Here is a 24,961-nt window from a genome sequence, read left to right as displayed (position 1 = left end):
GCGCCGGCACTCTGTTTCAGCGGCTGGCTCCCCGCGCGGGGTTGGGAAAAAAACAACTTGGCCCCCGGCGCCCCCCGCGCCCCCCCCCCCCCCCCCCGCAACGTTTCTGCTGGCCCCGCCCCGCCCCTCCCTCCACCTCCCCCACACCCCTACCCCTTTTCCCTGCCCCACTTCGTGGAGGGAGGGGGAGAGCGGGGTCATTCGGGCGGGGCGTGCGGGGTGTGCGGGGTCCGGCCGGGGTCGGTGTGGGCCGCCGACTGGTTCGCTCGCTGGGGGCGCACCTTGTGGGCGCCGTGGGAGGGCTGGGGGTGGACGGCGACAGCGAGGGTGGACGGGGAGTCACCGGTCACGGCGATGTCCCCCGCGCGGTCGGTACGCAGGACGGTGGCGCCCAGCGCGCGCAGCCGCTCGACCGTGCGCGGGGACGGGTGACCGTACGCGTTGCCCTCACCGCAGGAGATCAGGGCCAGCCGCGGCCGCAGCGCCGCGGTCAAGTCCCAGTCCTGGTGCGCCGATCCGTGGTGCGCCACCTTCAGGACGTCGACCCGGCCCAAGCGGCCCAACAGGGCGGACTGGGCAGGTGGTTCGAGGTCACCGAGCAGCGCCATCCGCAGACCACCGGCCAACGACACCAACAGCGCCACACTCGCGTTGTTCGCGCCGGGCGCCTCCACGGCCGCCACGGGATCGGGCCACACCACGTCCCAGGCCAACCCCGCACCCGCCGACCGCCGTTCACCACGACCCGCCCGCAGCAACGGCACCCCGGCCCCGGCCACCCAGTCGGCCACCCGGGCCACCTCTCCCGGCGGATCGTCCAGTACCGTGCCCTCGACCGCACCGACCGCACGACCCCGCAACACCCCCGGCACGCCCTCGACATGGTCGGCATGGAAATGCGTCAGCAGCAGAAGCGGCACCGTCGTGATGCCGAGGTCGCGCAGGCACCGATCGGCGGCGTTCGGGTCCGGCCCCGTGTCGATCACCACCGCGCTGTCCGACGCATCGGTCCGAAGGGCCAACATGTCTCCCTGCCCGACATCGCACATCGCCAGCCGCCACCCCGGCGGCGGCCAGCCGGTGGCGATCCGGGCGAGCTGCGGCGGGCGCAGCAACACGGCCAGCAGCACCACCAGCAGGGCACCCGTCACCAGCGCCCGGGCCCAGCGGCGCCGGGTACGGGCCCGCCGGCCGGGCTCCGTCCGCCGGGGCAGCAGGGAGGGCGCCGCCCAGCAGACGGCCAGGGTGGCGAGGGCGACCGTCACCGTCCCGAACCAGCCGCCCGGCCAGGAGAGTTGGCCGCCCGGCAGCTCGGCTCCGCGGCGCGCCACCAGGGCGAGCCAGCTGGCCGGCACTCCGGCCGGTTCGGCGAGCAGGCGGGCCAGGGCGGGAAGGAACGGCTGCAGGACGAGCACCCCGAAGCCGAGCAACGTCGCCGGGGCCACCGCCAGTTCGGCCAGCAGGTTGCACGGGATCGCCACCAGGCTGATGTGTCCGGACAGCACCACCGTCACCGGCGCGCACAGCGCCTGCGCGGCCGCCGTCGCCGCCAGTGCGCCCGCCAGGTGGTGCGGCCAGCGTCGGGCCCGCAGGGCTTCGGCCCAGTGCGGCCCGAGGACGAGCAGCCCCGCGGTGGCGAGCACCGAGAGCAGGAAGCCGTAGGAGCGGGCCAGGAACGGGTCCAGCAGGACGAGGACCAGCACGGCTCCGGCGAGCGCGGGTACGGCCTGGCGAGGGCGGCCGGTGGCCAGGGCCAGCATGCCGATCAGTCCCGTTCCCGCCGCCCGCAACACGCTGGGCTCGGGTCGGCAGACGGTGACGAAGGCCAGCGTCAGCGCCGTGCCCAGCAGGGCGCTGGTGCGCAGCGACAGTCCCAGCACCGCGGCCAGCCCGCGCCGTTCCGCGGTGCCGGCCTGGCCGGGTGCGCCGAGCAGCACGCCGAGGACGATGGCGAGGTTGGCCCCGCTGACGGCCACCAGGTGCACCAGGTCGGTGGCCCGGAAGTCGTCCACCAGATCGTCGGGCAGTCGGGAGGTGTCGCCGACCACGAGCCCCGGGAGCAGCCCGCGCGCGTCCGAGGGGAGCCCGTCGGACGCCGTGCGCAGGCCCTCGCGCAGCCGCCCGGCGATCCGCTGCGGCAGGCTCGGCGGCGCGAGCTGCCGGGGCGGGCCGTGGACGGCCAGCAGCGCCGCGGACTCGGTGTCGTAGCCCTCCCCCGCCGGTCGGACCTCGGCCTCCGCGGCCAGCCGCTCGGACGGGAGCAGCCGCAGCCAGGGCCCGCTCTCCGGCCCTCGGACCATGACGGTCACCGGGGTGTGGGTGCGGGTGGCCCGCCCGTCCGGGAGGACGGTGACGCGGTCGGCCACGGCCTCCACGGTGAGGAGGGACTGCCCGCCGGTGGTGCCGCCGCGGGAGGTGTGGACCTTCGGGTCCCCCTCGACGGTCAGCTCCACCTCCACCGCCGGGGCGGGCGTGCCCGCGGATCGCGGCGGGGCGTGCTCGGCCGCACGGGCGAGCTCCGGCAGCGGCCCCCGGTGCAGGTCGGCGGTGTGCAGCGGGGTCGCGATCGCGGCCGCCGCTCCGGTGAGCAGGACGGCGGCGAGGGTCACCGCGGCCCCGCGCCGGCGCAGGAGGCCCGGTCGCACGAGCAGCGGGACGGCCGCGAGCACGGCGACGCCCGCGAGCGAGCGGAGCAGGATCTCGGACCCGGGCTCCAGGGTCAGCAGCGCCGCCGTGACCACCCAGGCCGAGACGGCGGGAAGCAGCAGCCGGAAGTCGGCGGCCGAGGAGCGGGGGCGCGGGAGCGCTGCGGTGACGGCGGACATGGCGGTGCCTCCCTTCGGCGGTCGGCGAGTTCGTGCATCGGGAACGGAATGGTCGTCAGGGCGTCAGAGCGTCAGCAACGGGCGGAGCTCCGCGAACGTACGGGCGCCGATCCCGCTGACCTGCCGGAGCTGGTCGACCGTGCGGAACGAGCCGTGCGAGGTGCGGTAGGCGAGGATGCGCTGGGCGAGGGTCGGGCCGACACCCGGGAGGGCGTCGAGCTGTTCGAGGGTGGCGCGGTTGAGGCTGACGGGTGGCCGGGGCGTGCCGGCCCCGGGAGGCCCGTTGGCGCCTCCGGAGAGCGGGACGGGGGCCGGTGCCTGCTCGCCGACCAGGATCTGCTCACCGTCCGTCAGCACGCGGGCCAGGTTGAGGCCCCTGGTGTCCGTCCCCGGCAGCGGACCGCCCGCCGCCCGCAGGGCGTCGGCCACCCGCGAGCCGCCGGGCAGGGTGTGCAGGCCGGGCAGGTGGACCCGTCCGCCGACGTCGATCACGACGGCGGCCTCCGTGCCCGGGCCCGCAGGGGCCTCGGGCGGCCCGGCCCCGGAGGCGGCCGGGGCGAGGGCGGAGGGCGTGCCCGGCTCCGACGGCGCCGAGGCGCCCGCGAGCGCCGGGACGGCCACCGCCTCCGGTCTGGCCAGCCAGAAGTGCTGCACGGCGTAACCCACCGCGAACAGCAGCAGGATCACCAGCCCGGCCACCGCCCGCCGGTCGAGCGCCAGCGCCGTGGCGAACCGCAGCCGCGCCCCGTCACCCGGTGAAGGGCCGACGGGGTCGACCGCTCCCGGCGGCGACGCCTCGGCAGGCAACGGTGGAGCGGCCCCCGGGGACGGGGGAACACCCGCGCAGGGGCCGCCCGCCGGTTCCTCGCCCGTCGGTTCCTCGCCCGTCGGCAGCAGCGCCGCCATCCGCAGCCGTACCGTCTCGTTGATCGCTTGGCGCTTAGCCGCGCCCAGGCCCAGGGTCGTCATGGCGAGGACGCTAGGAGGCCGACGGCCGGCCCGCGGAAACTACCGAAACCCTGTGGATAACCCGGGGGTTGTGGATAAAAAACGTCACTCACACGAGTGAGGGGAACCTGCGAAAGTTGACCGAACCGCCGCCTCAGCGCGGCGCGACCACCACCGCGAGCAGACCCGGCCCGACGTGCGCGCCGATCACCGCCCCCACCTCGCCCACGTACAGCTCCCGGAGCCCCGGCACCCGCGCCCGCAGCCGCTCAGCGAGCGGCTCGGCCCGGTCCTCGGCCGCCAGGTGGTGCACGGCGATGTCCACCGCGCCCTCCCCCGACCGCTCGACCGCGATCTCCTCCAGCCGGGCGATCGCCCGCGAGGCCGTCCGCACCTTCTCCAGCGGTTCGATCCGCCCCCCGTCCAGGTGCAGCAGCGGCTTGACCGCCAGCGCCGACCCGAGCAGCGCCCGCGCCGCCCCGATCCGCCCGCCCCTGCGCAGGTGCTCCAAGGTGTCCACGTAGAAGAACCCGCTGGTCCCGGCCGCCCGCCGCTCCGCCGCCCCGGCCGCCTCCGCCAGGCCCTGCCCGGCCGCGATCGCCTCGGCGGCCGCCAGCACCCCGTACCCGAGGGCCATGCCGACCAGCCGGCTGTCCACCACCCGCACGGGTACGGGCGCCTCGGCGGCCGCCAGCCGGGCGGCCTCGACCGTGCCGGAGAGCTCGCCGGAGATGTGCACCGAGACGATCCCCTTCGCCCCGGCCTCGGCGGCCGCCCGGTAGGTGGCGGCGAAGGCCTCCGGGTTGGGCCGGGAGGTGGTCACCCGCTGTTTGGCGCGCAGCGCCTCGGCGACGTCCTTCGGGGAGATCTCCACACCCTCGCTGAGGACCGAGTCACCGACCGCGACGCTCAGCGGGACCACCGTGATCCCGTGCCGGTCGAGGCTCTCCTGCGGCAGATAGGCCGTGGAATCGGTGACAAGAGCGAGGTCGGAGGCCATGAGCCGGAGGTTACTCCCCGTTCGTCCGGGAGGACAGCGCACTCCGGGACGCACCGGAAGGAGCCGGGAAATCAGCCAGCCGAGGGGCCTGCCGAGGTCCCCGCCGACGGCTTCCGCAGCCGCTGCGCCAGCTTCACCAGCGGATCGGCCAGCCCGAGCAGCTCCTCCGCGCTCGGCCGCCCCTTCCCGTCCGTCAACCCGGCCCGGGCCGCACCGGCACCACCAGCACCGGCACCGGCGCCGGCACCGGACGAAGCCCCGGGCGCAGCACCAGCGGAGCCGCCCCCCGCGGTGTCCCAATGCCGCAGCGCCCCCGCCTCGCTCTCGCACTCCTGGCTCAGCCGGCTCAGCTCGTCGTCCGCGAACCGGTGCATCCGGTCCTGCGCCGCCCACCGCATGGTCTCCGCCGAATGGACGATCCGCTCCGCCCGCTCCCGCAGCTCCGGCAGCTTGGCCGCGATCCGCGCGGTGTCCGGCTCGCGCTCCAGCATCCGCAGCTCGCCGTCCAGCTCCGCCGCGTGGGCGTCGAGCCGGGTCAGCAGCGCGAGGGCCTCGCCGAGCTGGCCGTCCTGCGGCAGCCCGCTCTCCAGCACCTGCCGGGTGCCGTCCAGGGAGGTCCGCAGCGTGAGCCGGACGGTGGCGATCTGCGCGGGCGGGCCGACCTTGGTGTACGTCTTCGCCTTGAGGGTGGCGGTCTCGACGGCGCGCCGGGCATTGGCCTCGTGCTTCTCGACCTTCGCGGCGACGGCCTTGGCCGCCTTGACCGTGCCTCGCACGGCCAGGACGAGCACCGCGATCCCGAAGAGCAGGACCAAGCCGATCATCACGCCGAACACGTCCATCGCGCGTCACCTTCCGCTACCGGGTCGGCCCCCACCGGGCCCAACGCGGGCCGAACTGCCGAGGGTTCCACCGTAGCCGCCGCACCCGGCCCGGAAACGGTCCGAACGGGCCCGACGGGCGGAGATCAGGGACAGATCCGGGATCTCCCCGAGGGCCCGGTACGCACCGGTGGCACCACCGCACCGCAGCACCGCCGCGCACCACCGCGCACCACCACCGCACCACAGGACACCGCCGCGCACCACCGCGCAAACGCACCGGGCGGGCGCCCCGAAGGACACCCGCCCGGTCAAGCCGGTCCCGGCCGCAGGCCCGGCCGACAACTCGGCCGAGAACTCAGTCGACCCCTCAGCCCGTCACGATGTTCACCAGCTTCGGCGCCCGCGCGATCACCTTGCGCACCGTCGCGTCACCGATCGCCGCGACCACCGCCGGGTCCGCCAGCGCCAGCGCCTCCAGCTCGGCGTCGGTGATGGTCGGCGCGACCTCCAGCCGGGCCTTCACCTTGCCCTTGATCTGCACCACGCAGGTCACCGCCTCGTCGACCACGTACGCCGGGTCGGCGACCGGGTAGTCGGCGTGCGCCAGCGACTCGCCGTGGCCCAGGCGGCGCCACAGCTCCTCGGCGATGTGCGGGGCCAGCGGCGCGACCATCAGCACCAGCTGCTCGGCGACCGACCGCGGCGTGGAGCCGCGCTTGACCAGGAAGTTGTTCAGCTCGATCGCCTTGGCGACGGCCGTGTTGAAGCGCAGCCCGGCCATGTCGCCGCGGATGCCGTCGATCGCCTTGTGCAGGGCGCGCAGGGTCGCCTCGTCCGGCTGCTCCTCGGTGACGACCAGCTCGCCGGTGCTCTCCGAGACGACGTTGCGCCACAGCCGCTGCAGGAAGCGGTACGAGCCGACGACGGCACGGGTGTCCCAGGGGCGGGAGACGTCCAGCGGGCCCATGGACATCTCGTACAGGCGCAGGGTGTCCGCGCCGTACTCGTCGGCGATGTCGTCGGGGGCGACGGCGTTCTTCAGGGACTTGCCCATCTTGCCGGCCTCGCGCTTGACCGGCTCGCCCTGCCAGAAGTACGTGCCGTCGCGCTCCTCGATCTCGGCGGCGGGCACCGGGAAGCCGCGCTCGTCGCGGTAGACGTCCGCGGTGATCATGCCCTGGTTGAACAGCTTGTGGAACGGCTCGACGGAGGAGACGTGGCCCAGGTCGTGCAGCACCTTGTGCCAGAAGCGCGCGTACAGCAGGTGCAGCACGGCGTGCTCGGCGCCGCCGACGTACAGGTCGGCGCCGCCGGCCGGCTTGGCCGCGGTGGGGCCCAGCCAGTAGCGCTCGTTGGCCGGGTCGGCGACGGCCTCGGTGTTGGTCGGGTCGACGTAGCGCAGGTCGTACCAGCACGAACCCGCCCAGTTGGGCATGGTGTTGGTCTCGCGGCGGTACTTCCTGACGCCGTCGCCCAGGTCCAGCTCGACGTTGACCCAGCCCGCGTTGCGCGACAGCGGGGTCTCCGGCGAGGAGTCCGAGTCGAACGGGTCGTAGGTGCGCGGCGAGTAGTCGTCGACCTCGGGGACCTCGACCGGCAGCATCGACTCGGGCAGCGCGTGCATCACGCCGTCCTCGTCGTAGACGATCGGGAAGGGCTCGCCCCAGTACCGCTGGCGGCTGAACAGCCAGTCACGCAGACGGTAGTTGACGGTGCCCTCGCCGATGCCGCGCTCGGCCAGCCACGCGGTGACGGCGGCCTTGGCGTCGACGACGCTCAGCCCGTTCAGCGACAGGTCGCCTTCGGAGTGCGCGGAGTTGACGATGACCGAGTCGTAGGTGTCGAAGGCGTCGTCCCAGGCCGCCGGGTCCTCGCCGCGTCCGTCGGTCGGCTCGACGACGCAGCGCATCGGCAGGCCGAAGGCGCGGGCGAAGGCGAAGTCGCGGTGGTCGTGGGCGGGGACGGCCATGATGGCGCCGGTGCCGTAGCCCATCAGCACGTAGTCGGCGATGAACACCGGGACGGACTCGCCGCTGACCGGGTTGACGGCGTAGGCGCCGGTGAAGACACCGGTCTTGACCTTGGCCTCGACCTGCCGCTCGACGTCCGACTTGGCGGCGGCCGCGGCGCGGTAGGCGGCGACGGCCTCGGCGGGGGTGGCGGCGCCGCCGGTCCACTCCGCGGGCACGTCCTGCGGCCAGGCGGCGGGGACGATGGAGTCGACCAGGCCGTGTTCGGGCGCCAGCACCATGTAGGTGGCGCCGAACAGGGTGTCGGGCCGGGTGGTGAAGACGGTGATCCTGCCGGAGTCGACGGCGAAGTCGACCCGGGCGCCCTCCGAGCGGCCGATCCAGTTGCGCTGCTGCAGCTTGATGGCCTCGGGCCAGTCCAGCAGGTCCAGGTCGGCGATCAGACGGTCGGAGTACGCGGTGATGCGCATCATCCACTGGCGCAGGTTGGACTTGAACACCGGGAAGTTGCCGCGCTCGGAGCGGCCGTCCGCGGTGACCTCCTCGTTCGCCAGCACGGTGCCCAGGCCCGGGCACCAGTTGACCGGCACCTCCTTGGCGTAGGCCAGGCGGTACTCGCCCAGCACCTCGTCGCGCTCGGCGGCCGACAGCTCGGCCCAGGCGCGCCCGCCCGGCACCTCACGCGAGCCGGACTCGAACTGGCCGACCAGCTCGGCGATCGGACGGGCTTTTCGGGCGTCCTCGTCGTACCAGGAGTTGAAGATCTGCAGGAAGATCCACTGGGTCCAGCGGTAGTAGTCCGGGTCGATCGTGGAGATCGAGCGGCGCGGGTCGTGGCCCAGGCCCAGCCGGCGCAGCTGCTGGCGCATGTTGGCGATGTTGGCCTCGGTGGAGACCCGCGGGTGGGTGCCGGTCTGCACCGCGTACTGCTCGGCGGGCAGGCCGAAGGCGTCGTAGCCCAGCGTGTGCAGCACGTTGTGACCGGTCATCCGCTGGTAGCGGGCGAAGACGTCGGTCGCGATGTAGCCCAGCGGGTGGCCGACGTGCAGGCCCGCGCCCGAGGGGTACGGGAACATGTCCATGATGAAGCTGTGCGGCTTCGCGGCGACGTCACCCGCGGACGGGTCGGCCAGCGCACCGGTGGGGTTGGGGGCGTGGAAGGTGCCCTCCTTCTCCCAGAGGTCCTGCCAGCGGGACTCGATGTCCGCCGCCAGCGCGGCGCTGTACCGGAACGGCTCGGTCGCGGTCTCGGCCGCGCCGGACGCAGGGGTCGTCTCGCTCATGGTCCTTCAAGCTCCATCGGTGTCAGTTGGCGAACCGCGCGACGCGGCCGGCCCGTGGACCCGGCCCATGACGCGGGCGGGGGCGGAAAACAAAAAATCCCCTCGCAGGAGGGGACGCCACGCCGACTCCGGCACCGCCCGAGGGCGCAGCCGGTCCTGGTCAGCGCGGCCGGCTAAGGAGCAGGCGCACGGTTCGCATGGGCTCAGGGTACCGCAAGCAGGTCAGGGCGCTTCCGGGGATACCGCACGGCGGACGGCACGCAGCGGGGCCCGGATCACCGCGCCGCGGACGGCACGCAGCGGGGCCCGGATCGCCACACCGCGGACGGCACGCAGCGGGCCCGGATCACCGCGCCGCCGCCCGCCCCGCCGCGTCGAAGTCCCGCAGCGCCTTCGCCAGCCGCTCCGACTGCATCCCCGCCGCCAGTGAGCGCGCCTGCGCCACCGTGCGGGCCGCCTCGCGCTGGTCGCCGAGCCGCCGGTGGGTATCGGCGAGCCGGACCATCAGCAGCGCCTTGGAGCGGGCTCGCCCCGGCCCGAGCCCGGCGACGGCCTCGGCGAGCAGCGGCTTGGCCATCCGGCACCGGCCGAGCGCCAGCCGCCCCTCCCCCACCATCCCGGCGAGGTCGGCCCGGGCCTCCTCGGCGCCGGGCAGGCCGTCCAGTTCGGCGAAGGCCCGAGCGGCGAAGGCTTCGGCCTGCTCGGCCTCGCCGCGGCGGCCGTGGGCACGCGAGATCCGGCCGAGCTGGCGGGCCCGGGAGGTGGGGCTGAGCGCGGGGCCGTGGGTGTCCAGGGCGGTGCGCAGCGCGGTGACGGCGTCCAGGCCGCGCCCGCCGCCGCCCTGGGTGGCGAGCACCACCAGCGCGCCGAGCCCGGCGACGCCGAGCCTGGGGTCGCCGCTGACGTGGGCGGCGCGCAGCGCGGCGACGAAGGCCCGCTGGGCGGCGGCGTCGTGGCCGAGGTCGTAGGCGGCCCAGCCGGCCAACCGGGCGAGCCTGCTGGCCGTCCCGTACAGCTCGCGACCCAGTCGTTCGTCGTACGCGCCGAGCTCCAACAGCTTGGCCAGCATGGCGAGTTCGGCCCTGGCGGGGCCGAGGACGAGGCCGCCGCCGCAGGAGCGTTCGAGCCGCTGCTTGCTCCGGCAGGACAGGCCGAGCTCGCCGACCAGCCCGGGGTCGACGCGCAGCGCGCCCTCGCCGCCCCCGACCGGCGGCGGCGGGGAGGCGAGCCGTTCGGCGGCGTGGTCGAGGTCGGCGCTGCGGAACAGGTCGGTGAGGCGGACGGGCCCGGCGTCGGTGGCCGCCTCGCGCAGCGCGGTCTGGGCGGTGTCGGCGGTCCACGGGTCGGTGAGCAGCCGGGGCGAGAGGATCTTGGCGCCGCGGTGGCCGCCCATCCTGCCCCAGAGCTGCTCGTAGGTGACAGCTATGCCCAGGGTGCGGCTGAGCACCTCGCAGACCGTCTGGTCGTGCGGGCTGCGCGGCACCATGCCGCGGTCGCGCCACTTGTACGGGGCGGTGGAGCTGATGGCCAGGCCCGGCGGCAGGGCGAGGCTCACCTCGCGGGCCAGCCGTTCCGGACTCCAGCCGAGCTGGTGCAGTATCCGGGCCAGCTCCTCGTTCCGCCTTCGCTGCAGATCGGCCATGGCACGACGGTAGCGGTCTTTCCCGCCCGCCCGTCGGTGGCATGGACACAACGGCGAAGAGCCGCCCCCCGTGACGGGAGGCGGCTCTTGATCACTGTGGAGCTATGGGGAATTGAACCCCAGACCTCTTGCATGCCATGCAAGCGCTCTACCAACTGAGCTATAGCCCCTTGACCTGCGATGTCACCGGGTTTCTCGGCCGTTTCCGTCCGTTTCCCTCGGCGACATCGACCACTTTACACGGTCCGGGGGGTGCTCCGAAAATCCGTTTCCCGAGGTGCGGCCGACGCCCGCGGCCGCACCTCGAAAACCCGTCCTGCCACCAGCACGTCCTGCCACCGACGCGTCCCGTCTCCGCCGCGTCCCGCCGCGCCTTGCCGCGAACGCGCCTTGCCACGCCTTGCCGCGAACGCGCCTTGCCACGCCTTGCCGCGAACGCGCCTACCGTGCCGCCCGCCCGCTGCGCGCGGCGAAGCCCGCTCCGGCGAGCACCCCGACGGCGTTGACCACGAGGGTCACCTCCAACGCGTGCCCGGACTCGGCGGCCGGCGCCGGCAGGGCCACCTGCCCGAGGAACACCGAGCCGAGCACCGCGACCCCGATCACCTGCCCGAGCTGGATGACGGTCACCATCACCCCGCTGGCATCGGCCGCGTCCCCGGGCGCCACCCCTGCGAGCGCCCGGGCGAACAGCGGCGCGTACGCGCAGCCGGCGACCAGACCGAGCGCGGCCATCTCCGCCAGCGGTACCGCCCCGATCTCGGCGCCGCCGCCGAGCAGTACCCCCAGCAGCAGGTAGCCGCCCCCGAGCAGCACGGCGGCGAGCACCGGCAGCAGCCCGTGCAACCGGCCCGGCAGCCGGTGCCAGTGCAGGCTGGACAGCCCGAAGCCGACCGCGACAGGCGCCGAGCAGAGCCCGGCGCGCAGCGCGCTGTGGCCGAGCGCGGCCTGCTGGTGCAGGGCGAAGGAGAACATGAAGCCCGAGAAGGCCGCCATGATCGAGAACAGTCCGGCCGCCGCCGGGCGCAGCCCGGGGGCGCGCAGCACCCGTCCGGAGATCAGCGGCTGCCCGCCGCGCCGGGCGACGCCCCGCTCGACCACCGTGAACGCGCCGAACAGCAGCACGCTGCCCGCGATCATCACCCAGCCCCAGGCCGGCCAGCCGAGTTCGTGGCCGAGCACCAGCGGCACCACCAGCAGGCCGAGCGCGGCGCCCAGCACCACCAGGCCGGGGACGTCGAAGCCGCGCGAGGCGTCGCCGGGCAGCCGCGGCAGCAGCCGGGCGCCGGCCGCCAGCAGCACCACCCCGAGCGGCACGTTGACCAGGAACACCGGCCGCCACCCGGCGCCGAACAGATCGGCGCTGACCAGCACCCCGCCGAGCACCTGCCCGAGCGCCATCCCGACGGCCAGCACCGCCGAGTAGAGGCCGAGTGCCCGGGTGCGGGCGGCGCCGGTGAAGGTGCGCTGCAGCAGGCTCATCACCTGCGGCACCATCAGCGCCGAGCCCGCGCCCTGCAGCAGCCGGAAGGCGATCAGCCAGCCGGTGGCCGGGGCGAGGCCGCAGGCCAGCGAGGTGGCGGTGAAGGCGGCCAGGCCGAGCTGGAACAGTCGGCTGTAGCCGTAGCGGGCACCGAGCCGGGCGCCGGTGATCAGCAGGACCGCGTAGCTGATGGTGTAGCCGGCGATCACCAGTTGCAGGGCGGCGCCGGAGGCGCCCAGGTCGGTGCGGATGGTGGGCACCGCGACGTTGACGATGGAGACGTCGAGCACGGCCATGAACTGCCCGCACAGGACGAGCGCGAGGAGGAGCCCCGGCCGTACGGCCGGGGCTCCGGTGGTGCCTCCGGCCACGCCGGGCCGGATCTGTAGGTCCGTCATGACGACCAGCCTGGGGCCGTCCCTGTACTGGTGGTTAGAGCCTGCTGATCCTGGTACTGGCAGCACCTGTATCGCCGGCGCGCGCTGCGGCACGATGGACGGCATGACCGTGCTTCAGGACCTGCCCACCGCGACGGGCGGCCGCGACCGCCGTCGGACCGAGCTGGCCCGCTTCCTGAAGGCCTGCCGGGCGCGGGTCACCCCCGAGGACGTCGGACTGCCGCCGGGGCTGCGCCGCCGCACGCCGGGCCTGCGGCGCGAGGAGGTCGCACAGCTCGCCGGGGTCGGGGTCACCTGGTACACGTGGCTGGAGCAGGGCCGTCCGATCAACGCGAGCGAGCAGGTGCTGCTGGCGGTGGCCCGGGCGCTGCGGCTGGACGGCACCGAGCGCCAGCACCTGTTCCGGCTGGCCGGTCTGGCCCCCTCCCCGCTCGCGCAGCCCGCGCCGCCGGAGCTGAGCCCGTCGATCCAGGTGATCCTGGACTCGCTCGCCCCACTGCCGGCGGCGGTCTCCAACACCCGGTTCGACGTGCTGAGCTTCAACCAGCCGTACGGCTCGCTGTTCGGCACCGAGCTGATGCGCCCGTCCCACGGGGTCTTCTTCAACAGCCTCTGGTGCATGCTGACCACGCCGTCGTGCTGCAACCCGTGCGAGAACCCGAACGAGGCCCTGCCGCGGATGGTGGCGGTGCTGCGCTCGGCGTACGGCAAGCACGTCGGTGAGCCGGCCTGGGAGGCCCACGTGCAGCGACTGTCGGCGCGCAGCGAGCTGTTCCGGGAGCTGTGGGCCCGCCAGGAGGTGGCCCCGCCGAAGAACCTGCTGCGGATCTTCCGCCACCCGGTGCTCGGCGTGGTACGGCTGAACGCCACCTACCTGACGATGCCGGGCGTGCCGGAGTGCTACATCGTGGTGTACGTCCCGGAGAGCCCGGACGACCGGGAGCTGGTCGAGCGGCTGAACTCCCTGCCGCCGGGCGGCTGGAGGCACACCTGCGAGCCGTAAGGGGCCGAGCGAAAGCCGAGGGAAGCCGGGGAAAGCCGGGGAAAGCCGGGGAAAGCCTGGGGGAAGCCGGGGAGGAAGCCGACAAAACCCGAGAGGCCGCCACCCGGTGGGTGACGGCCTCTCGAACTGCTGTGGAGCTATGGGGAATTGAACCCCAGACCTCTTGCATGCCATGCAAGCGCTCTACCAACTGAGCTATAGCCCCGCGACACGGACGACCCTGGCCCCGGAACTCCAACTGACCACGACCGCCGATGCGGAGTGGAGCTATGGGGAATTGAACCCCAGACCTCTTGCATGCCATGCAAGCGCTCTACCAACTGAGCTATAGCCCCGCACTCACCGGATCTCCCGCTTCCCTTCCGGGCCGCGTTCCTTCCCTGCGAACGAGGAAGACTCTAGCTGGTCAGGCCCGGAACTGCGAAATCCGCCCCCTCCGGGCCCCAGCGAAGCCCCCCGTCGCCCGAGTGCCGGCGCGCCCCGGCCGCCGGGGACGAACCGTCGGGACCGAGCCCTCAGGTGTCGTCGCCGATGACCGGCTGCGGGAGCGTGCCCGCGTTGTGCTCCAGCAGCCGCCAGCCGCGCGCCCCCTTGCCGAGCACCGACCAGCAGCAGTTGGACAGCCCGCCGAAGCACTCCCACAGCGCCGGCTCCAGGCCCAGCAGGCGCCCGAGCATGGTGCGGATGGTGCCGCCGTGGCTGACCACGACCAGCGTGCCGCTCTCCGGCAGCTTGGCGACGGCCTCCAGCACCACCGGCACCGAGCGGTCGGCGACCTCGGTGGATAGCTCCCCGCCGCCGCGCCGCACCGGTTCCCCGGCCGCCCAGGCCGCGTACTCCTCCGGGTAGCGCTCACGGATCTCGGCGTTGGTCAGGCCCTGCCAGGAGCCCGCGTAGGTCTCCCGCAGGCCCTCGTGGTGCTGCACGTCGAGCCCGGTGACCGCCGCCAGCTCCTCGGCGGTGCGCCGGGCGCGCTTGAGGTCCGAGGAGATCAGCAGGTCCGGGCGCAGGCCCGAGAGCAGCCGGGCCGCCCGCTGGGCCTGCAGGACGCCCTGACCGGTCAGCTCGATGTCCGTGCTGCCCTGGAAGCGCGACTCGAGGTTCCAGGAGGTCTGACCGTGCCGCCAGAAGACGACGCGCGGGCCGCGCGCGTCCCGGCTCAGTGCAGGTCCTCGGGCTTGCCGAAGTCGTCGGCCGGGGCGACGGCGTTGCCGGCCTGGTCGGTGATGGCGTCGGGGCGGTTGCGCGAGGCCATGGCGTCCTCGGGCAGCGGCAGCTCGGGGCAGTCCTTCCAGAGCCGGTCCAGCGAGTAGAAGGAGCGCTCCTCGGAGTGCTGGACGTGCACGACGATGTCGAGGTAGTCGAGCAGGATCCAGCGGCCCTCGCGCTCGCCCTCGCGGCGCACCGGCTTGATGTCCAGCTGCTCGCGCAGCTGGTCCTCGATCTCCTCGGCGATCGAGCGGACCTGGCGGTCGTTGTTCGCGGAGGCGATCAGGAAGGCGTCGGTGATCGACAGCACCTCGCTGACGTCGAAGGCGATGATGTTGTGCGCCAGCTTGTCGGCCGCCGCCTGCGCGGCGACGGTGATGAGCTGCTGGCTGTGGTCGGTGACGGTCACGGTGTTCTTCCGGCTCGGCGGCTTGGGGGGACCCCGGCGCTCAGCCGGGGGTCGCCTTCCAGGATCTCACGCCGCCCCGGCGGCCCCGGAACCGTTTTCCGGGGCCGCCGACGGCCGGGCGCGGCCGAACCGGGCCCGGCCGTCGGCGCCGGGCGCCGGCCGGAGGGGCCGGACCCGACCGCCGACCTACTGCTTCGGCGGCTGGTAGTCCTTGCCGAGCACGACCACCAGGTCCGCGTTCTGCGCGTCGCCCACCTTCTTCACCGCCGAGTCCGGCAGCCCCAGGCTGGTCGCCAGCGACTTCGCCGCGGCCTGCCGGGCGTCGTCGGTGTAGCGGATCTCACTGGTGGCCTGCGCGGCGGTCTTGGCGCCACCCGGGATGAAGGTCAGGCCCGAGTTGACGATCTGGACCTGCGCGGCGGCCGCGGCCGCGTCGTTGCCGCTGGCATCCTGCAGCGAGACCCGGGCCGAGGTGTCACCGGCCGCCGTGGACTTCACGGTGCCGCCGAGCACGTCCTTGACCTGCTTGCCCGCCGTCGCCTCGTCCAGCCCGCCGTCCGGCTTGACGGTCAGCGCGGCGGTGCCGAAGTGGCCGTCCTTCGCCTGCTGGGCGAGCTGGGCGAGCACCCCGGCAAGGGCGTCCTCGGGCAGCGAGGGGTCGAGCACCGCGTTCATCCGGTGCACGTCGTCCTTGGCGTCCTTGAACTCGGTCGGCATGGTGCGCACCACCGCGTCCATCACCTGCCCGAACCGGGCCAGCTGGGCGTCCCGGTTCTCGCCCGGCCCCTGCAGGGTGGCGTACGCGACCGCGGCCTTGCCGCTGAGCAGGGTGTTCTTGCCCGCCGCGGACAGCAGCTTGCCGTCCGGCTTGCCGCCCTCGTGGGTTTCGGCGTTGGTGTCCACCCGGACACCGCCGAGCTGGGAGACCAGCATCTCCAGGTACGGGGTGTCCAGCCGCCAGGTGCCCGCCACCGGGGCGCCGAGCACGGTGGCCAGGCCGTCACGGGTCGCCGAGGCGCCGATCGCGTCCATGGCCTGGCCGACGGTGGTCACCGGCGGATCGCCCGGGCCGGGCAGCCGCAGGTTGTCGGGCAGCAGCAGCACCGTGCCCTTGTGCCCGGAGGCGTCGTTGACCAGCAGCGCGCTGGACGTCTTGCCCTGCAGGTCGCGCAGGTGGACGACGTTGACCTGGCGCCCGCCGGCCGCGGCGGCCGCGGTCGGCTTGTCGCCGGTGAACCACAGGTAGCCGCCGACGCCGCCCGCCGCGAGCGCCAGCACCACACCGAGGCCGACCAGCCGGTTGCGCAGCTTGCGGCGGCGCTCGGCGCGCACCTCGCTGCGCGACTCGGCGAACTTCAGCCAGTCGATGACGTCCTCGGTCTCCTCCGCCTCCTCGTCGACGAAGGTGAACTCGCCCGTGGTGTAGCTGTCCTTGGGCGCCCGGGAGCCGGCCTTGCCGGAGCGGGCCCCGGCGACCTGCTCGGAGGGCGCCTCGGGCTTGTCCGGGGTCGCCTCGGCGGCCGGCCGGGGCGTGCGCGGGCGCGGCGGCGGCACGGCGGCGGGAGCCGCGGGCTCGACGGGAGCGGGCGCGGCTGCGGCGGCCGGGCCGCCGGCCTCGGGCTGCGGCGGCTGCTGCGGCTCGGCGACCACCGGCGCGGCCTGGTACGGCTGCTGGTACCCCTGGTGGTACGCCTGCTGCTGGTAACCGCCGTACGGGTCCTGGGTGTACACCGGCTGCCCGTACTGGTCGTACTGCGCCGACTGCTCGTACCCCTGCTGCTCGTACCCCTGCCCCTGCTGCGGGTACCCCTGGTAGCCCTGCTGGTACCCCTGCTGCTGGTGGCCGCCGTAGGTACCCTGCCCGTACACCGGCTGCCCGTACTGGTCGTACTGCGCCTGCTGCTCGTACGGCTGCTGCTGGTACCCCTGGTACGGCTGCTCGTACTGCCCGGTGGACCACTCCTCCGGCTGCTGCCCGTTGCGTTCCGTCACGCCGGCTCCTGGCTCAGGTCCCGTGCGGCGCGTACAGCGCCCGCTTGTCGATGTAGCGGACCACGCCGTCCGGGACGAGGTACCAGACCGGCTCGCCCTTGGCGACCCGGTTGCGGCAGTCCGTGGAGGAGATGGCCAGCGCCGGGACCTCCACCAGGGAGACCCCGCCCACCGGAAGTCCGGCGTCCGACAGAGTGTGCCCCGGGCGGGTGCATCCGACGAAGTGGGCCAGCGAGAAGAGTTCGTCGGAGTCGTGCCAGGTCAGGATCTGGGCGAGCGCGTCGGCTCCGGTGATGAAGAAGAGGTCGGCGTCCGGGTGCAGGGCGTGCAGGTCGCGCAGGGTGTCGACGGTGTACGTCGGGCCCTCGCGGTCGATGTCGATCCGGCTGACCGAGAACTGCGGGTTCTCGGCGGTGGCGATGACCGTCATCAGGTAGCGGTCCTCGGCCGAGGTGACCTGCCGGTCGCACTTCTGCCAGGGCTGCCCGGTCGGGACGAAGACCACCTCGTCCAGGTGGAACGCGCTCGCCACCTCACTGGCGGCGACCAGGTGGCCGTGGTGGATCGGGTCGAAGGTGCCGCCCATCACGCCGAGGCGCTTCTTCACCGGTTCCGGTCCGCCGGGAATCCCGGCCTGCTCTCCCATGCCGCCACACCTTACGCGACGCCCGTTACGGTGCGGGAACGCCCGTGTGGGGGTTGCCCGCAGATGCGTGAGGGAGCGGCCGGCCCGATGGCCGGACGCTCCCCTGGCGGTCCGTGGACCGGGCTCAGCGGTCCCGGTTGAAGCGGGTGGTGATGAAGAGCAGGAGCAGCAGGATGAACAGCGCGGCGCCACCCGTCAGGGCCGGGTTCAGGCTGTCGTGGTTGCCCCCCTCGCCCTCGGCGAGCAGGTTCAGAACGGGGAGTGCGGCAGCAGTGCTCATGGTCGGCGGGACCTTCTCGGCTCGGTGAACGGACCTGGGGGTTGTTCCGGGCCGATGAGGGCCCACCCGTCATCGTACGGGGGGTTACGCGGCAACCGCTCGGCGGCCCACCGCCACTGACCGGGCGTGAGCGGGCACGGGGAAGGCGGCGCCTACTGGCCGCGGAAGGCGCGGGCCATGATCCAGACCAGCAGACCGATCCCCACGAAGGAGGCGATCACGATGATCCGCAGGAACAGGCCGGGGCCGGCCTCGTCGGAGATGGGGGCGGCCAGGCTGACCAGCGTGTCGGTGGACATCTGAGGGGCTCCTCGAACTGCTCGGTACCGCGGCCGGATCCGGTCTCGGTTCTCCAGGGCATTCAGGGTAAACCCGCCTCACACCGGCGCCGCCCACCGGCCCCTGTGACTCGCGCTGATACTCGCCCGCTCACCTCCAGCTCGGGGCGGGAATCCCGGCGCGCCCCTTCGGTTCGGGGCGGGGATCGCGCGGCCCGCCCCGCGCGTAGGCTGGCCGCGGGGACGAGTACGCAACCACGGACGTTGCACAGACAGTCGTTGCAGGCGAAGAGCAGCGGGGGGCCGGCACCGCGCCGGGGCCGCCGTCGACCAGGAGGTACTCAGACCATGACCGACACGTTCGAGAAGAGCCCGAGCCGGCGCCGCCAGCGCTTCCCCGAGATCTCCACCCGGGCCTGGGAACACCCCGCCGACCGCTCGGCCCTGGTCGCCCTGCGCAAGCTGTCGGGCTTCGACGACGTCCTGAAGAAGCTCGCCGGGCTGGTGTCCGAGCGCGCGATCCGGCTGATGTTCCTGGCCACCGCCGTGAAGACGTCCGAGCGTCAGTTCCCCGAGCTGTACGACATGGTGCGCGACGCCGCCTACGTGCTCGACCTGGAGCAGGTGCCGGACCTGTACGTCACCCAGGACCCGACGGTCAACGCGTACACCATCGGCATCGACACCCCGATCATCGTGATCACCAGCGGCCTGGTCGAGCTGCTGGACGAGGAGGAGCTGCGCTCCGTCATCGGCCACGAGGTCGGCCACGCGATGTCCGGCCACGCCGTCTACCGGACGATGCTGATGATCCTCACCAACATCGCCACCCGGATCGCCTGGGTGCCGCTCGGCAATCTGGCGATCATGGCCCTCGTCACCGCCCTCAAGGAGTGGTTCCGCAAGGCCGAGCTGTCCAGCGACCGGGCCGGCCTGCTGGCCGGGCAGGACCTCCAGGCGTCCATGCGGGCCCTGATGAAGCTGGCCGGCGGGCACAACCTGGCCGAGATGAACGTCGACGCGTTCCTGGAGCAGGCGGAGGAGTACGAGCGGGCCGGCGACCTGCGCGACGGCGTGCTCAAGCTGCTCCAGCTGCTGCCGCAGACCCACCCGTTCGCGGTGGTCCGGGTCGCCCAGCTGAAGAAGTGGGCGGAGAGCGACGAGTACCGCTCGATCCTGGCCGGCGCCTACCCGCGCCGCTCGGACGACCGGGACACCTCGGTCGGCGAGCAGTGGAAGGCCGCCGCCGACCACTACACGACCTCGGTGAAGGAGAGCAAGGACCCGCTGATGGGCCTGCTGCGGGACGTGGCCGGCGGCGCCGCCACGGTCGGCGGCAAGCTGCGCGACACCTTCACCGGCGGCAACCGCGGCTCCGCCACGGACCGCGACGACAGCTGACCCGGCGCACGGACCACGGCGGCCGGTGGCCCCGTCCGGGTCACCGGCCGCCGTGCCGTTCCGGGTGCACGATCCGGGGGCCCGTAACCCGGCCCCCGGCGCTCTCGGTCCCTTCCGGGGCCCTCAGCCGCCCGCCAGCACCCCGCACACCTGCCAGGCCGGCCGCGAGTGGTTGCCCGGGTCGACCGGGGTGGGCGGCGCCACCGCGGCGCCCTGCACGGTGGCCAGCACCGGCCGCAGGAAGCCCGCCATCGAGGCGGTGCACGGCGCCGGCCCGGCCTGCACCACCGAGTCCACCAGCCGCAGCTGCGCCGAGGCCAGGTCCACCCGGTCGAACTGGAAGGTCAGCTCGCGCCGCACGGTCTCCAGGGTGACCGGCGCCCCGGCCGGGGCCCCGGCCGGCTTCAGCGCGTAGACGAAGGTGTGGTCGGTGGTGATCTGCAGCGTGCCGCTGTCCGCCTCGTCGATCCGCATCGCGCCGACCACCTTCACGGTGTCGGAGGCCAGCGCGACCTGCGCCGGGTCGAAGCGGACCACCCAGCCGGTCAGCGCGTGGTGCCGGTCGTCCACCGGCTGTGCGACGCTCTCGTCGAATCCGGCCTGCTCACCGGGCGTGACGAAGGCCCGTATGTCCGCGGTGGCGCCCTGCACCAGCGCGGCCGGTGCCAGCGAGGAGGCGACCAGGTAGCGCTGCACGGTGTCCAGCGCCTTGGTCACCTCGACCCGACTGAAGTGCTCGGTGGCGGCCCCGGTCGGGGTGTTCAGCCCGGTCGCCCCCTCGCCGTACCCGGGCGGCAGCGCGGCGAACGGATTCGCCGGGTCGGTCACCGGGTGGACGGCCGAGGCCGGGCTCAACGCGACCAGGCTGACGGTCACTTGACTGCCCTCGGGCCGTGCCGGGACGCCCTTCGGCGAGTTCACCCCGAAGTACACCGCCGCCCCGAAGGCCAGCAGGATGAGCAGCAGCAGGGCCAGCGCCTGGCGCGGGACGGTACCCAGCGGCCCGAGCCGCACCCGGGCCCGGGTGGCCTTGCCGAAGGAGCCCGCGAGCCGCTCCCGGGCGGACAGCTCCTGGATCCGGGCAGCCCGCACGAACGATTCGTCGAACACGACGGACCGGAATTCGTCCTCGTTTCCGGAACCGCCCTCGGGCGTACCCTCAGGAGGCTCTCGCGGGTCACCCATGACACCAGGGTAGGCGTACACCCGGCCCGCTACGAGAGCCCCTGCGCAGATTGCCGGGAACGCTCCGAGGCCACCCGCCCGGGGCGTGCGCCCCCGGCTCCGACTAGCCCGCCGGCGCCGTGACCACCGGCGCCGGTTCGGCCGGCGCGGGCCGCGGGTCCACCCCCGTGCTGCTGCTGCCGGACTCCGGGCGCCGGGGCGCGCCGGAGGTACCGCCCGCGCCCTGGTAGATCGCCGCGACCGCCACCGCCACCGCCACCAGGCTCACGCCCATGATCACCGCGAGCACCCAGGCCACCGGCCGGTGCCAGCGCTGCTGGGCCACGTACCGGCCGCGGGCGCGCACCGGATCGTAGCGGCGCCACCGCCGTCGGGTCCGGCGGCCGGTCGCCCGGCCCGGGCCCGACCACGGGTCGGGGTACAGGTGGTCCTCGTCGAGTCCGCTCGGGTACGGGCGCAGCTCCAGCGGCAACCCGTCACCGGCCGGGACGTCATAGCCCCGACCCGGTCCCGCGGAGTCCGGCTCGAACCGCGTCTCGGCCGCGGCGAGCTGCCGCTCCTTGGCCGTCGGCTCGTGCACGGCGGCGGACCGGACGAAGGCCTCATCGAAGACCACGGTGGCGAACTCGTCGTCCGCACCACCGTGGTCGGCGCCGTCGGGGTACGGCAAGCCCCCCACATCCTCAGCCACGGATTCAGCGTATTACCGGCCGGGCGATTTGTCTGTGGGTCCCGGCAGTTGGTCCGTCACACGCGTGCCGGACGCCCCCGCACGCCTCGTTCAGCGGGCGTCCGCGTCCCCGCCCACGGTCTGCGTCGCCTCGCCGCGGACATGCCCGTCACCAGTGACGATGTACTTGGTGCTGGTCAGCTCGGGCAGGCCCATCGGACCGCGGGCGTGCAGCTTCTGGGTGGAGATGCCGATCTCCGCGCCGAAGCCGAACTCACCGCCGTCGGTGAACCGGGTGGAGGCGTTGACGGCCACCGTGGTCGAGTCGACCAGCTGGGTGAAGCGGCGGGCGGCGGCCTGCGAGGTGGTGACGATCGCCTCGGTGTGGCCGGAGGACCAGCGGCGGATGTGCTCGACGGCGGCGTCCAGCGAGGGCACCACGGCCGCCGCCAGGTCGTACGAGAGGTACTCGGCGCCCCAGTCCTCGTCGGTGGCCGGCACCACGGTGGCGGCGCTGCCCTCGGCGGCCTTGAGCACCGCCTCGTCGCCGTGCACGGTCACCCCGGCCTCGGCCAGGGCCGCCAGCGCCAGCGGCAGGAAGTCGTCCGCGACGTCCTGGTGCACCAGCAGGGTCTCGGCCGCGTTGCAGACGCTGACCCGCTGCGCCTTGGAGTTCAGCAGGATGCCGACCGCCATCGCCAGGTCGGTCCGCGCGTCCACGTACACATGGCAGTTGCCGGTGCCGGTCTCGATCACCGGGACGGTCGAGCCCTCGACCACGGTGCGGATCAGCGAGGCGCCACCGCGCGGGATCAGCACGTCGACGAGGCCGCGGGCACGCATCAACTCCTGTACGGAGTCCCGGCTCTCCCCCGGCACCAACTGGATCACGTCGGCGGGCAGCCCGGCCGCGGCGACGGCGTCCCGCAGCACCGCGACCAGCGCGGTGTTGGAACGGTAGGCCGAGGCGGAGCCGCGCAGCAGCACCGCGTTGCCGGACTTCAGGCAGAGCGCGGCGGCGTCCGCCGTGACGTTCGGCCGGGCCTCGTAGATGATGCCGACCACGCCCAGCGGCACCCGCACCTGGCGCACGTCCAGACCGTTCGGCAGGGTGTAGCCGCGCACCACCTCGCCGACCGGGTCGGGCAGGCCGGCCACGTCGCGCACGTCCGAGGCGATCGCGGCGATCCGCTCCCCGGTCAGCGTCAGCCGGTCGATCACCGACTCCGCCGTGCCCGCCTCGCGGGCCCGGGCCACGTCCTCGGCGTTGGCCGCGACGATCTCGGCGGCGCGGGCGACCAGCGCGTCCGCGATCGACAGCAGCGCGGCGTCCTTGGCGCTGCGCGGCAGCGGGGCGAGCGCGGCGGCGGCCTCCCGGGCACGGCGCGCTACGGCGAGGACGGGGCTGTCGGCGGTGGCGAGGTCGCTGGTCATGCCGCCAAGGGTAGCGACTGCGCCCGCCCCGCCCGTCGCCGTTTCGGCATCCGAACAGGGCCGGTCAGTAGGGGTGCACGCCGCCCAGGTGCGGTGGCGGATCGCCGAAGCCCTCCGCCACCCGCTTGCGGTACGTCGCCCGGTCGACCACCTCCAGCCCGACAATCTCCCACGGGGGCAGGTTCGCGGTGACCTTGTGCTCGCCCCACAGCCGCAGCGCTATCGCCGCCGCGTCGTGCAGGTCCCGGGCCTGCTCCCAGTACCGGATCTCGGCGTGGTCGGCCGCGTAGCGCGCGGTCAGGAAGAACGAGTGGTCGTGCGCCAGCCGCTCCAGCGAGGCACGCAGGGCGGACAGCGGGGTGACCTGCCCGGCCACGCTCAGCACCACGTGCCACAGCCGCGCCTGCTCGGGCACGCTGGGCGGGTCCGCCGCCTCCGCACGCTGCGGCCGCAGCCTGCGCACTCCGCCGGGCCTCTGCGGTGGCGGACCGGCCGGCTCGGCGGGGCCGTCCCCGCGGCCGCCGTCGATACTGGTCAGCCGCCGGCCCGCCGTCCCTCCGGTCAGCGCTGCCTCGCGCCTGCGTTCCACCGGCGGCCTCCTGTTCGGCGATGTCGTGTCGTCCCCACCGGCCCCGTCGGCCTTCGGCCGACCGGTACGGCTGCGCCCCTCCTCGCCCGCGGCCGGGCCGCTCCTGTACGGAGCGGCCCGCCGGCCGCGCTCCGCCGATCGGCCGGCGCCGGCTGATCGGCCGGTCAGCCGCGCAGAACGACCAGGTCGTCGCGGTGGACGACCTCGCGCTCGTACGCGGCGCCGAACTCCTGGGCCAGGTCGCGGGTGGACCGGCCGAGCAGGCGGGGCAACTCCCTTGCATCAAAGTTGACCAGTCCGCGCGCCACGATGTGGCCGTTTTCGGCAAGAAGGTCCACCGGATCACCCGCGGTGAACTCCCCGTCGACCTTGGTGACCCCGGCCGGCAGCAGCGAGGCGCCGCCGGAGACGACCGCCTCCACCGCGCCCGCGTCCAGGTGCAGGGCGCCGCGCGGGCTGCTGGCGTGGGCCAGCCAGAGCATCCGGTCGGAGGTGCGGCTGCCGGTGCGCAGGAAGAGCGTTCCGGTGGGCCGTCCGGCCAGCGCGTCGGCGGCGTGGCTGGCCGCGGTGAGCACCACGGGGATGCCCGCGCCGGTGGCGATCCGGGCCGCCTCGACCTTGGTGACCATGCCGCCGGTGCCGACGCCCGCCTTGCCCGCGCTGCCGATCTCGATGCCGTCCAGGTCGTGCGGGCCACGCACCTCGCCGATCCGACTGGTGCCGGGCTTGGCCGGGTCGCCGTCGTAGAGGCCGTCCACGTCGGAGAGCAGGACCAGCAGGTCGGCCCGGACCAGGTGGGCGACCAGGGCGGCCAGCCGGTCGTTGTCCCCGAACTTGATTTCGGCGGTGGCGACGGTGTCGTTCTCGTTGACGATCGGCATCGCGCCCATCGCCAGCAGCTGGTCCAACGTCCGGTAGGCGTTGCGGTAGTGGGCGCGCCGGCTGGCGTCCTCGGCGGTGAGCAGCACCTGGCCGACCCGGATGCCGTACCGGGCGAAGGAGGCGGTGTAGCGCGCGACCAGCAGACCCTGGCCGACGCTGGCGGCGGCCTGCTGGCGGGCCAGGTCCTTGGGGCGCTTGTCCAGGCCGAGCGGGGCGAGCCCGGCGGCGATGGCCCCGGAGGAGACGAGGACGACCTCGGGGGCGTCCGGGCGGGCGCGCACCTTGGCGAGCGCGTCCACCAGGGCGTCGACCCGGTCGGCGTCCAGGCCGCCGGCCGCCGTGGTGAGTGAGGAGGAGCCGACCTTGACCACGATCCGCCGTGCGGTCAGCACCTCCTCCCGCAGTGAGTCCTCGCTCATCTCGCTGTACGCCCTTCCGGTGTGGTGCGGGTACGGCGGGCGCCGCCCGGCCGTCAACCCCGAAATCTACGCGATCCGCGCAGGCCTCCCGCAGGGTGTTTCACCGGCTGGACCCGGCCTGGTCACGGCCTCGCCACAGCCCGGCCGTCAATCCGGATGGCTGGTATGGTCCCTGACCGAAAGCCAGATCG

At 74.0% G+C, this 24,961-nt stretch carries 20 protein-coding genes and 3 tRNA genes; 2 read left to right on the top strand and 21 right to left on the bottom strand.

Translation table 11 applies throughout. From position 1 onward, the window contains the following. Positions 1–197: 197 nt before the first annotated feature. The 8 genes from ACGF12_RS09975 to ACGF12_RS09940 all read right to left on the bottom strand — a co-directional run bounded on the left by ACGF12_RS09975 (position 198) and on the right by ACGF12_RS09940 (position 12,373). Entirely contained in the window at positions 198–2,825 is a 2,628-nt protein-coding gene (locus tag ACGF12_RS09975; RefSeq protein WP_393027754.1) for a ComEC/Rec2 family competence protein, read from the bottom strand. Between the two features lie 63 nt (positions 2,826–2,888). After that, the gene (locus ACGF12_RS09970; protein WP_393027752.1) at positions 2,889–3,794 is read right to left on the bottom strand and encodes a helix-hairpin-helix domain-containing protein; all 906 of its coding nucleotides are present in this window, start codon (positions 3,792–3,794) and stop codon (positions 2,889–2,891) included. Positions 3,795–3,927: 133 nt separating this feature from the next. Continuing rightward, positions 3,928–4,773, bottom strand: a complete 846-nt coding sequence (locus ACGF12_RS09965; RefSeq protein ID WP_393027750.1) for a DegV family protein — start codon at positions 4,771–4,773, stop codon at positions 3,928–3,930. Positions 4,774–4,844: 71 nt separating this feature from the next. After that, positions 4,845–5,615 carry a hypothetical protein gene (locus tag ACGF12_RS09960; RefSeq protein ID WP_393027748.1) on the bottom strand — a complete coding sequence of 257 codons (771 nt, stop codon included), beginning with the start codon at positions 5,613–5,615 and terminating at the stop codon, positions 4,845–4,847. Between the two features lie 349 nt (positions 5,616–5,964). Next, positions 5,965–8,850: a leucine--tRNA ligase gene (leuS, locus tag ACGF12_RS09955; protein ID WP_393027746.1), complete on the bottom strand. Its 2,886-nt coding sequence runs from the start codon at positions 8,848–8,850 to the stop codon at positions 5,965–5,967. 346 nt (positions 8,851–9,196) lie between these two features. Beyond that, positions 9,197–10,492 carry a hypothetical protein gene (locus tag ACGF12_RS09950; protein ID WP_393027744.1) on the bottom strand — a complete coding sequence of 432 codons (1,296 nt, stop codon included), beginning with the start codon at positions 10,490–10,492 and terminating at the stop codon, positions 9,197–9,199. Between the two features lie 97 nt (positions 10,493–10,589). Then, positions 10,590–10,662, bottom strand: a tRNA-Ala gene (locus ACGF12_RS09945). Between the two features lie 271 nt (positions 10,663–10,933). After that, the gene (locus ACGF12_RS09940) at positions 10,934–12,373 is read right to left on the bottom strand and encodes an MFS transporter (RefSeq protein ID WP_393027742.1); all 1,440 of its coding nucleotides are present in this window, start codon (positions 12,371–12,373) and stop codon (positions 10,934–10,936) included. A 103-nt stretch (positions 12,374–12,476) separates the two neighbouring features. Here ACGF12_RS09940 and ACGF12_RS09935 point away from each other — a divergent pair, with 103 nt between their 5' ends. Next, entirely contained in the window at positions 12,477–13,376 is a 900-nt protein-coding gene (locus ACGF12_RS09935) for a helix-turn-helix transcriptional regulator (RefSeq protein ID WP_393027740.1), read from the top strand. Between the two features lie 132 nt (positions 13,377–13,508). On the opposite strand, the gene ACGF12_RS09930 is transcribed toward ACGF12_RS09935, so the two are convergent. The 8 genes from ACGF12_RS09930 to ACGF12_RS09895 form a co-directional block, all read right to left on the bottom strand. Then, positions 13,509–13,581 (bottom strand) — tRNA-Ala (locus tag ACGF12_RS09930). A 57-nt stretch (positions 13,582–13,638) separates the two neighbouring features. Further along, positions 13,639–13,711 (bottom strand) — tRNA-Ala (locus ACGF12_RS09925). 180 nt (positions 13,712–13,891) lie between these two features. Then, positions 13,892–14,539: a histidine phosphatase family protein gene (locus ACGF12_RS09920; RefSeq protein WP_393027808.1), complete on the bottom strand. Its 648-nt coding sequence runs from the start codon at positions 14,537–14,539 to the stop codon at positions 13,892–13,894. Continuing rightward, positions 14,536–14,994 (bottom strand): ribosome silencing factor, encoded by a 459-nt coding sequence (gene rsfS / locus ACGF12_RS09915; protein WP_387630898.1) that lies wholly within the window; start codon positions 14,992–14,994, stop codon positions 14,536–14,538. Before rsfS ends, ACGF12_RS09920 begins: the two co-directional genes overlap by 4 nt. A 186-nt stretch (positions 14,995–15,180) precedes the next feature. After that, on the bottom strand, positions 15,181–16,986 hold the full coding sequence (locus ACGF12_RS09910) for an LCP family protein (RefSeq protein ID WP_393027738.1): 1,806 nt from the start codon (positions 16,984–16,986) through the stop codon (positions 15,181–15,183). A 13-nt stretch (positions 16,987–16,999) separates the two neighbouring features. Continuing rightward, the gene (gene nadD / locus ACGF12_RS09905) at positions 17,000–17,632 is read right to left on the bottom strand and encodes a nicotinate-nucleotide adenylyltransferase (protein WP_393027736.1); all 633 of its coding nucleotides are present in this window, start codon (positions 17,630–17,632) and stop codon (positions 17,000–17,002) included. 124 nt (positions 17,633–17,756) lie between these two features. Then, positions 17,757–17,912 carry a hypothetical protein gene (locus ACGF12_RS09900; RefSeq protein ID WP_355669510.1) on the bottom strand — a complete coding sequence of 52 codons (156 nt, stop codon included), beginning with the start codon at positions 17,910–17,912 and terminating at the stop codon, positions 17,757–17,759. Positions 17,913–18,064: 152 nt separating this feature from the next. Further along, positions 18,065–18,211, bottom strand: a complete 147-nt coding sequence (locus tag ACGF12_RS09895; RefSeq protein WP_380613790.1) for a hypothetical protein — start codon at positions 18,209–18,211, stop codon at positions 18,065–18,067. 327 nt (positions 18,212–18,538) lie between these two features. Between ACGF12_RS09895 and ACGF12_RS09890 the strand changes: the two genes are divergently transcribed. Continuing rightward, positions 18,539–19,591: a M48 family metallopeptidase gene (locus ACGF12_RS09890; protein ID WP_393027733.1), complete on the top strand. Its 1,053-nt coding sequence runs from the start codon at positions 18,539–18,541 to the stop codon at positions 19,589–19,591. Positions 19,592–19,714: 123 nt separating this feature from the next. Here ACGF12_RS09890 and ACGF12_RS09885 read toward each other — a convergent pair whose 3' ends face one another. From ACGF12_RS09885 to proB, 5 genes are all read right to left on the bottom strand, one after another. Continuing rightward, positions 19,715–20,776, bottom strand: a complete 1,062-nt coding sequence (locus ACGF12_RS09885) for a hypothetical protein (protein WP_393027731.1) — start codon at positions 20,774–20,776, stop codon at positions 19,715–19,717. Positions 20,777–20,879: 103 nt separating this feature from the next. Then, positions 20,880–21,467, bottom strand: coding sequence for a hypothetical protein (locus ACGF12_RS09880; RefSeq protein WP_393027729.1), 588 nt, complete (start codon positions 21,465–21,467; stop codon positions 20,880–20,882). Positions 21,468–21,557: 90 nt separating this feature from the next. Continuing rightward, positions 21,558–22,880, bottom strand: coding sequence for a glutamate-5-semialdehyde dehydrogenase (locus ACGF12_RS09875; protein WP_393027727.1), 1,323 nt, complete (start codon positions 22,878–22,880; stop codon positions 21,558–21,560). A 64-nt stretch (positions 22,881–22,944) separates the two neighbouring features. Further along, on the bottom strand, positions 22,945–23,469 hold the full coding sequence (locus ACGF12_RS09870; RefSeq protein ID WP_393027725.1) for a hypothetical protein: 525 nt from the start codon (positions 23,467–23,469) through the stop codon (positions 22,945–22,947). Between the two features lie 164 nt (positions 23,470–23,633). Next, positions 23,634–24,770 carry a glutamate 5-kinase gene (gene proB / locus ACGF12_RS09865; protein ID WP_393027723.1) on the bottom strand — a complete coding sequence of 379 codons (1,137 nt, stop codon included), beginning with the start codon at positions 24,768–24,770 and terminating at the stop codon, positions 23,634–23,636. Between the last annotated feature and the right edge of the window lie 191 nt (positions 24,771–24,961).

This window comes from Kitasatospora sp. NPDC048296 (assembly GCF_043201815.1).
Lineage (GTDB): Bacteria > Actinomycetota > Actinomycetes > Streptomycetales > Streptomycetaceae > Kitasatospora.
This window is presented reverse-complemented; position numbering and strand designations above follow the sequence as displayed.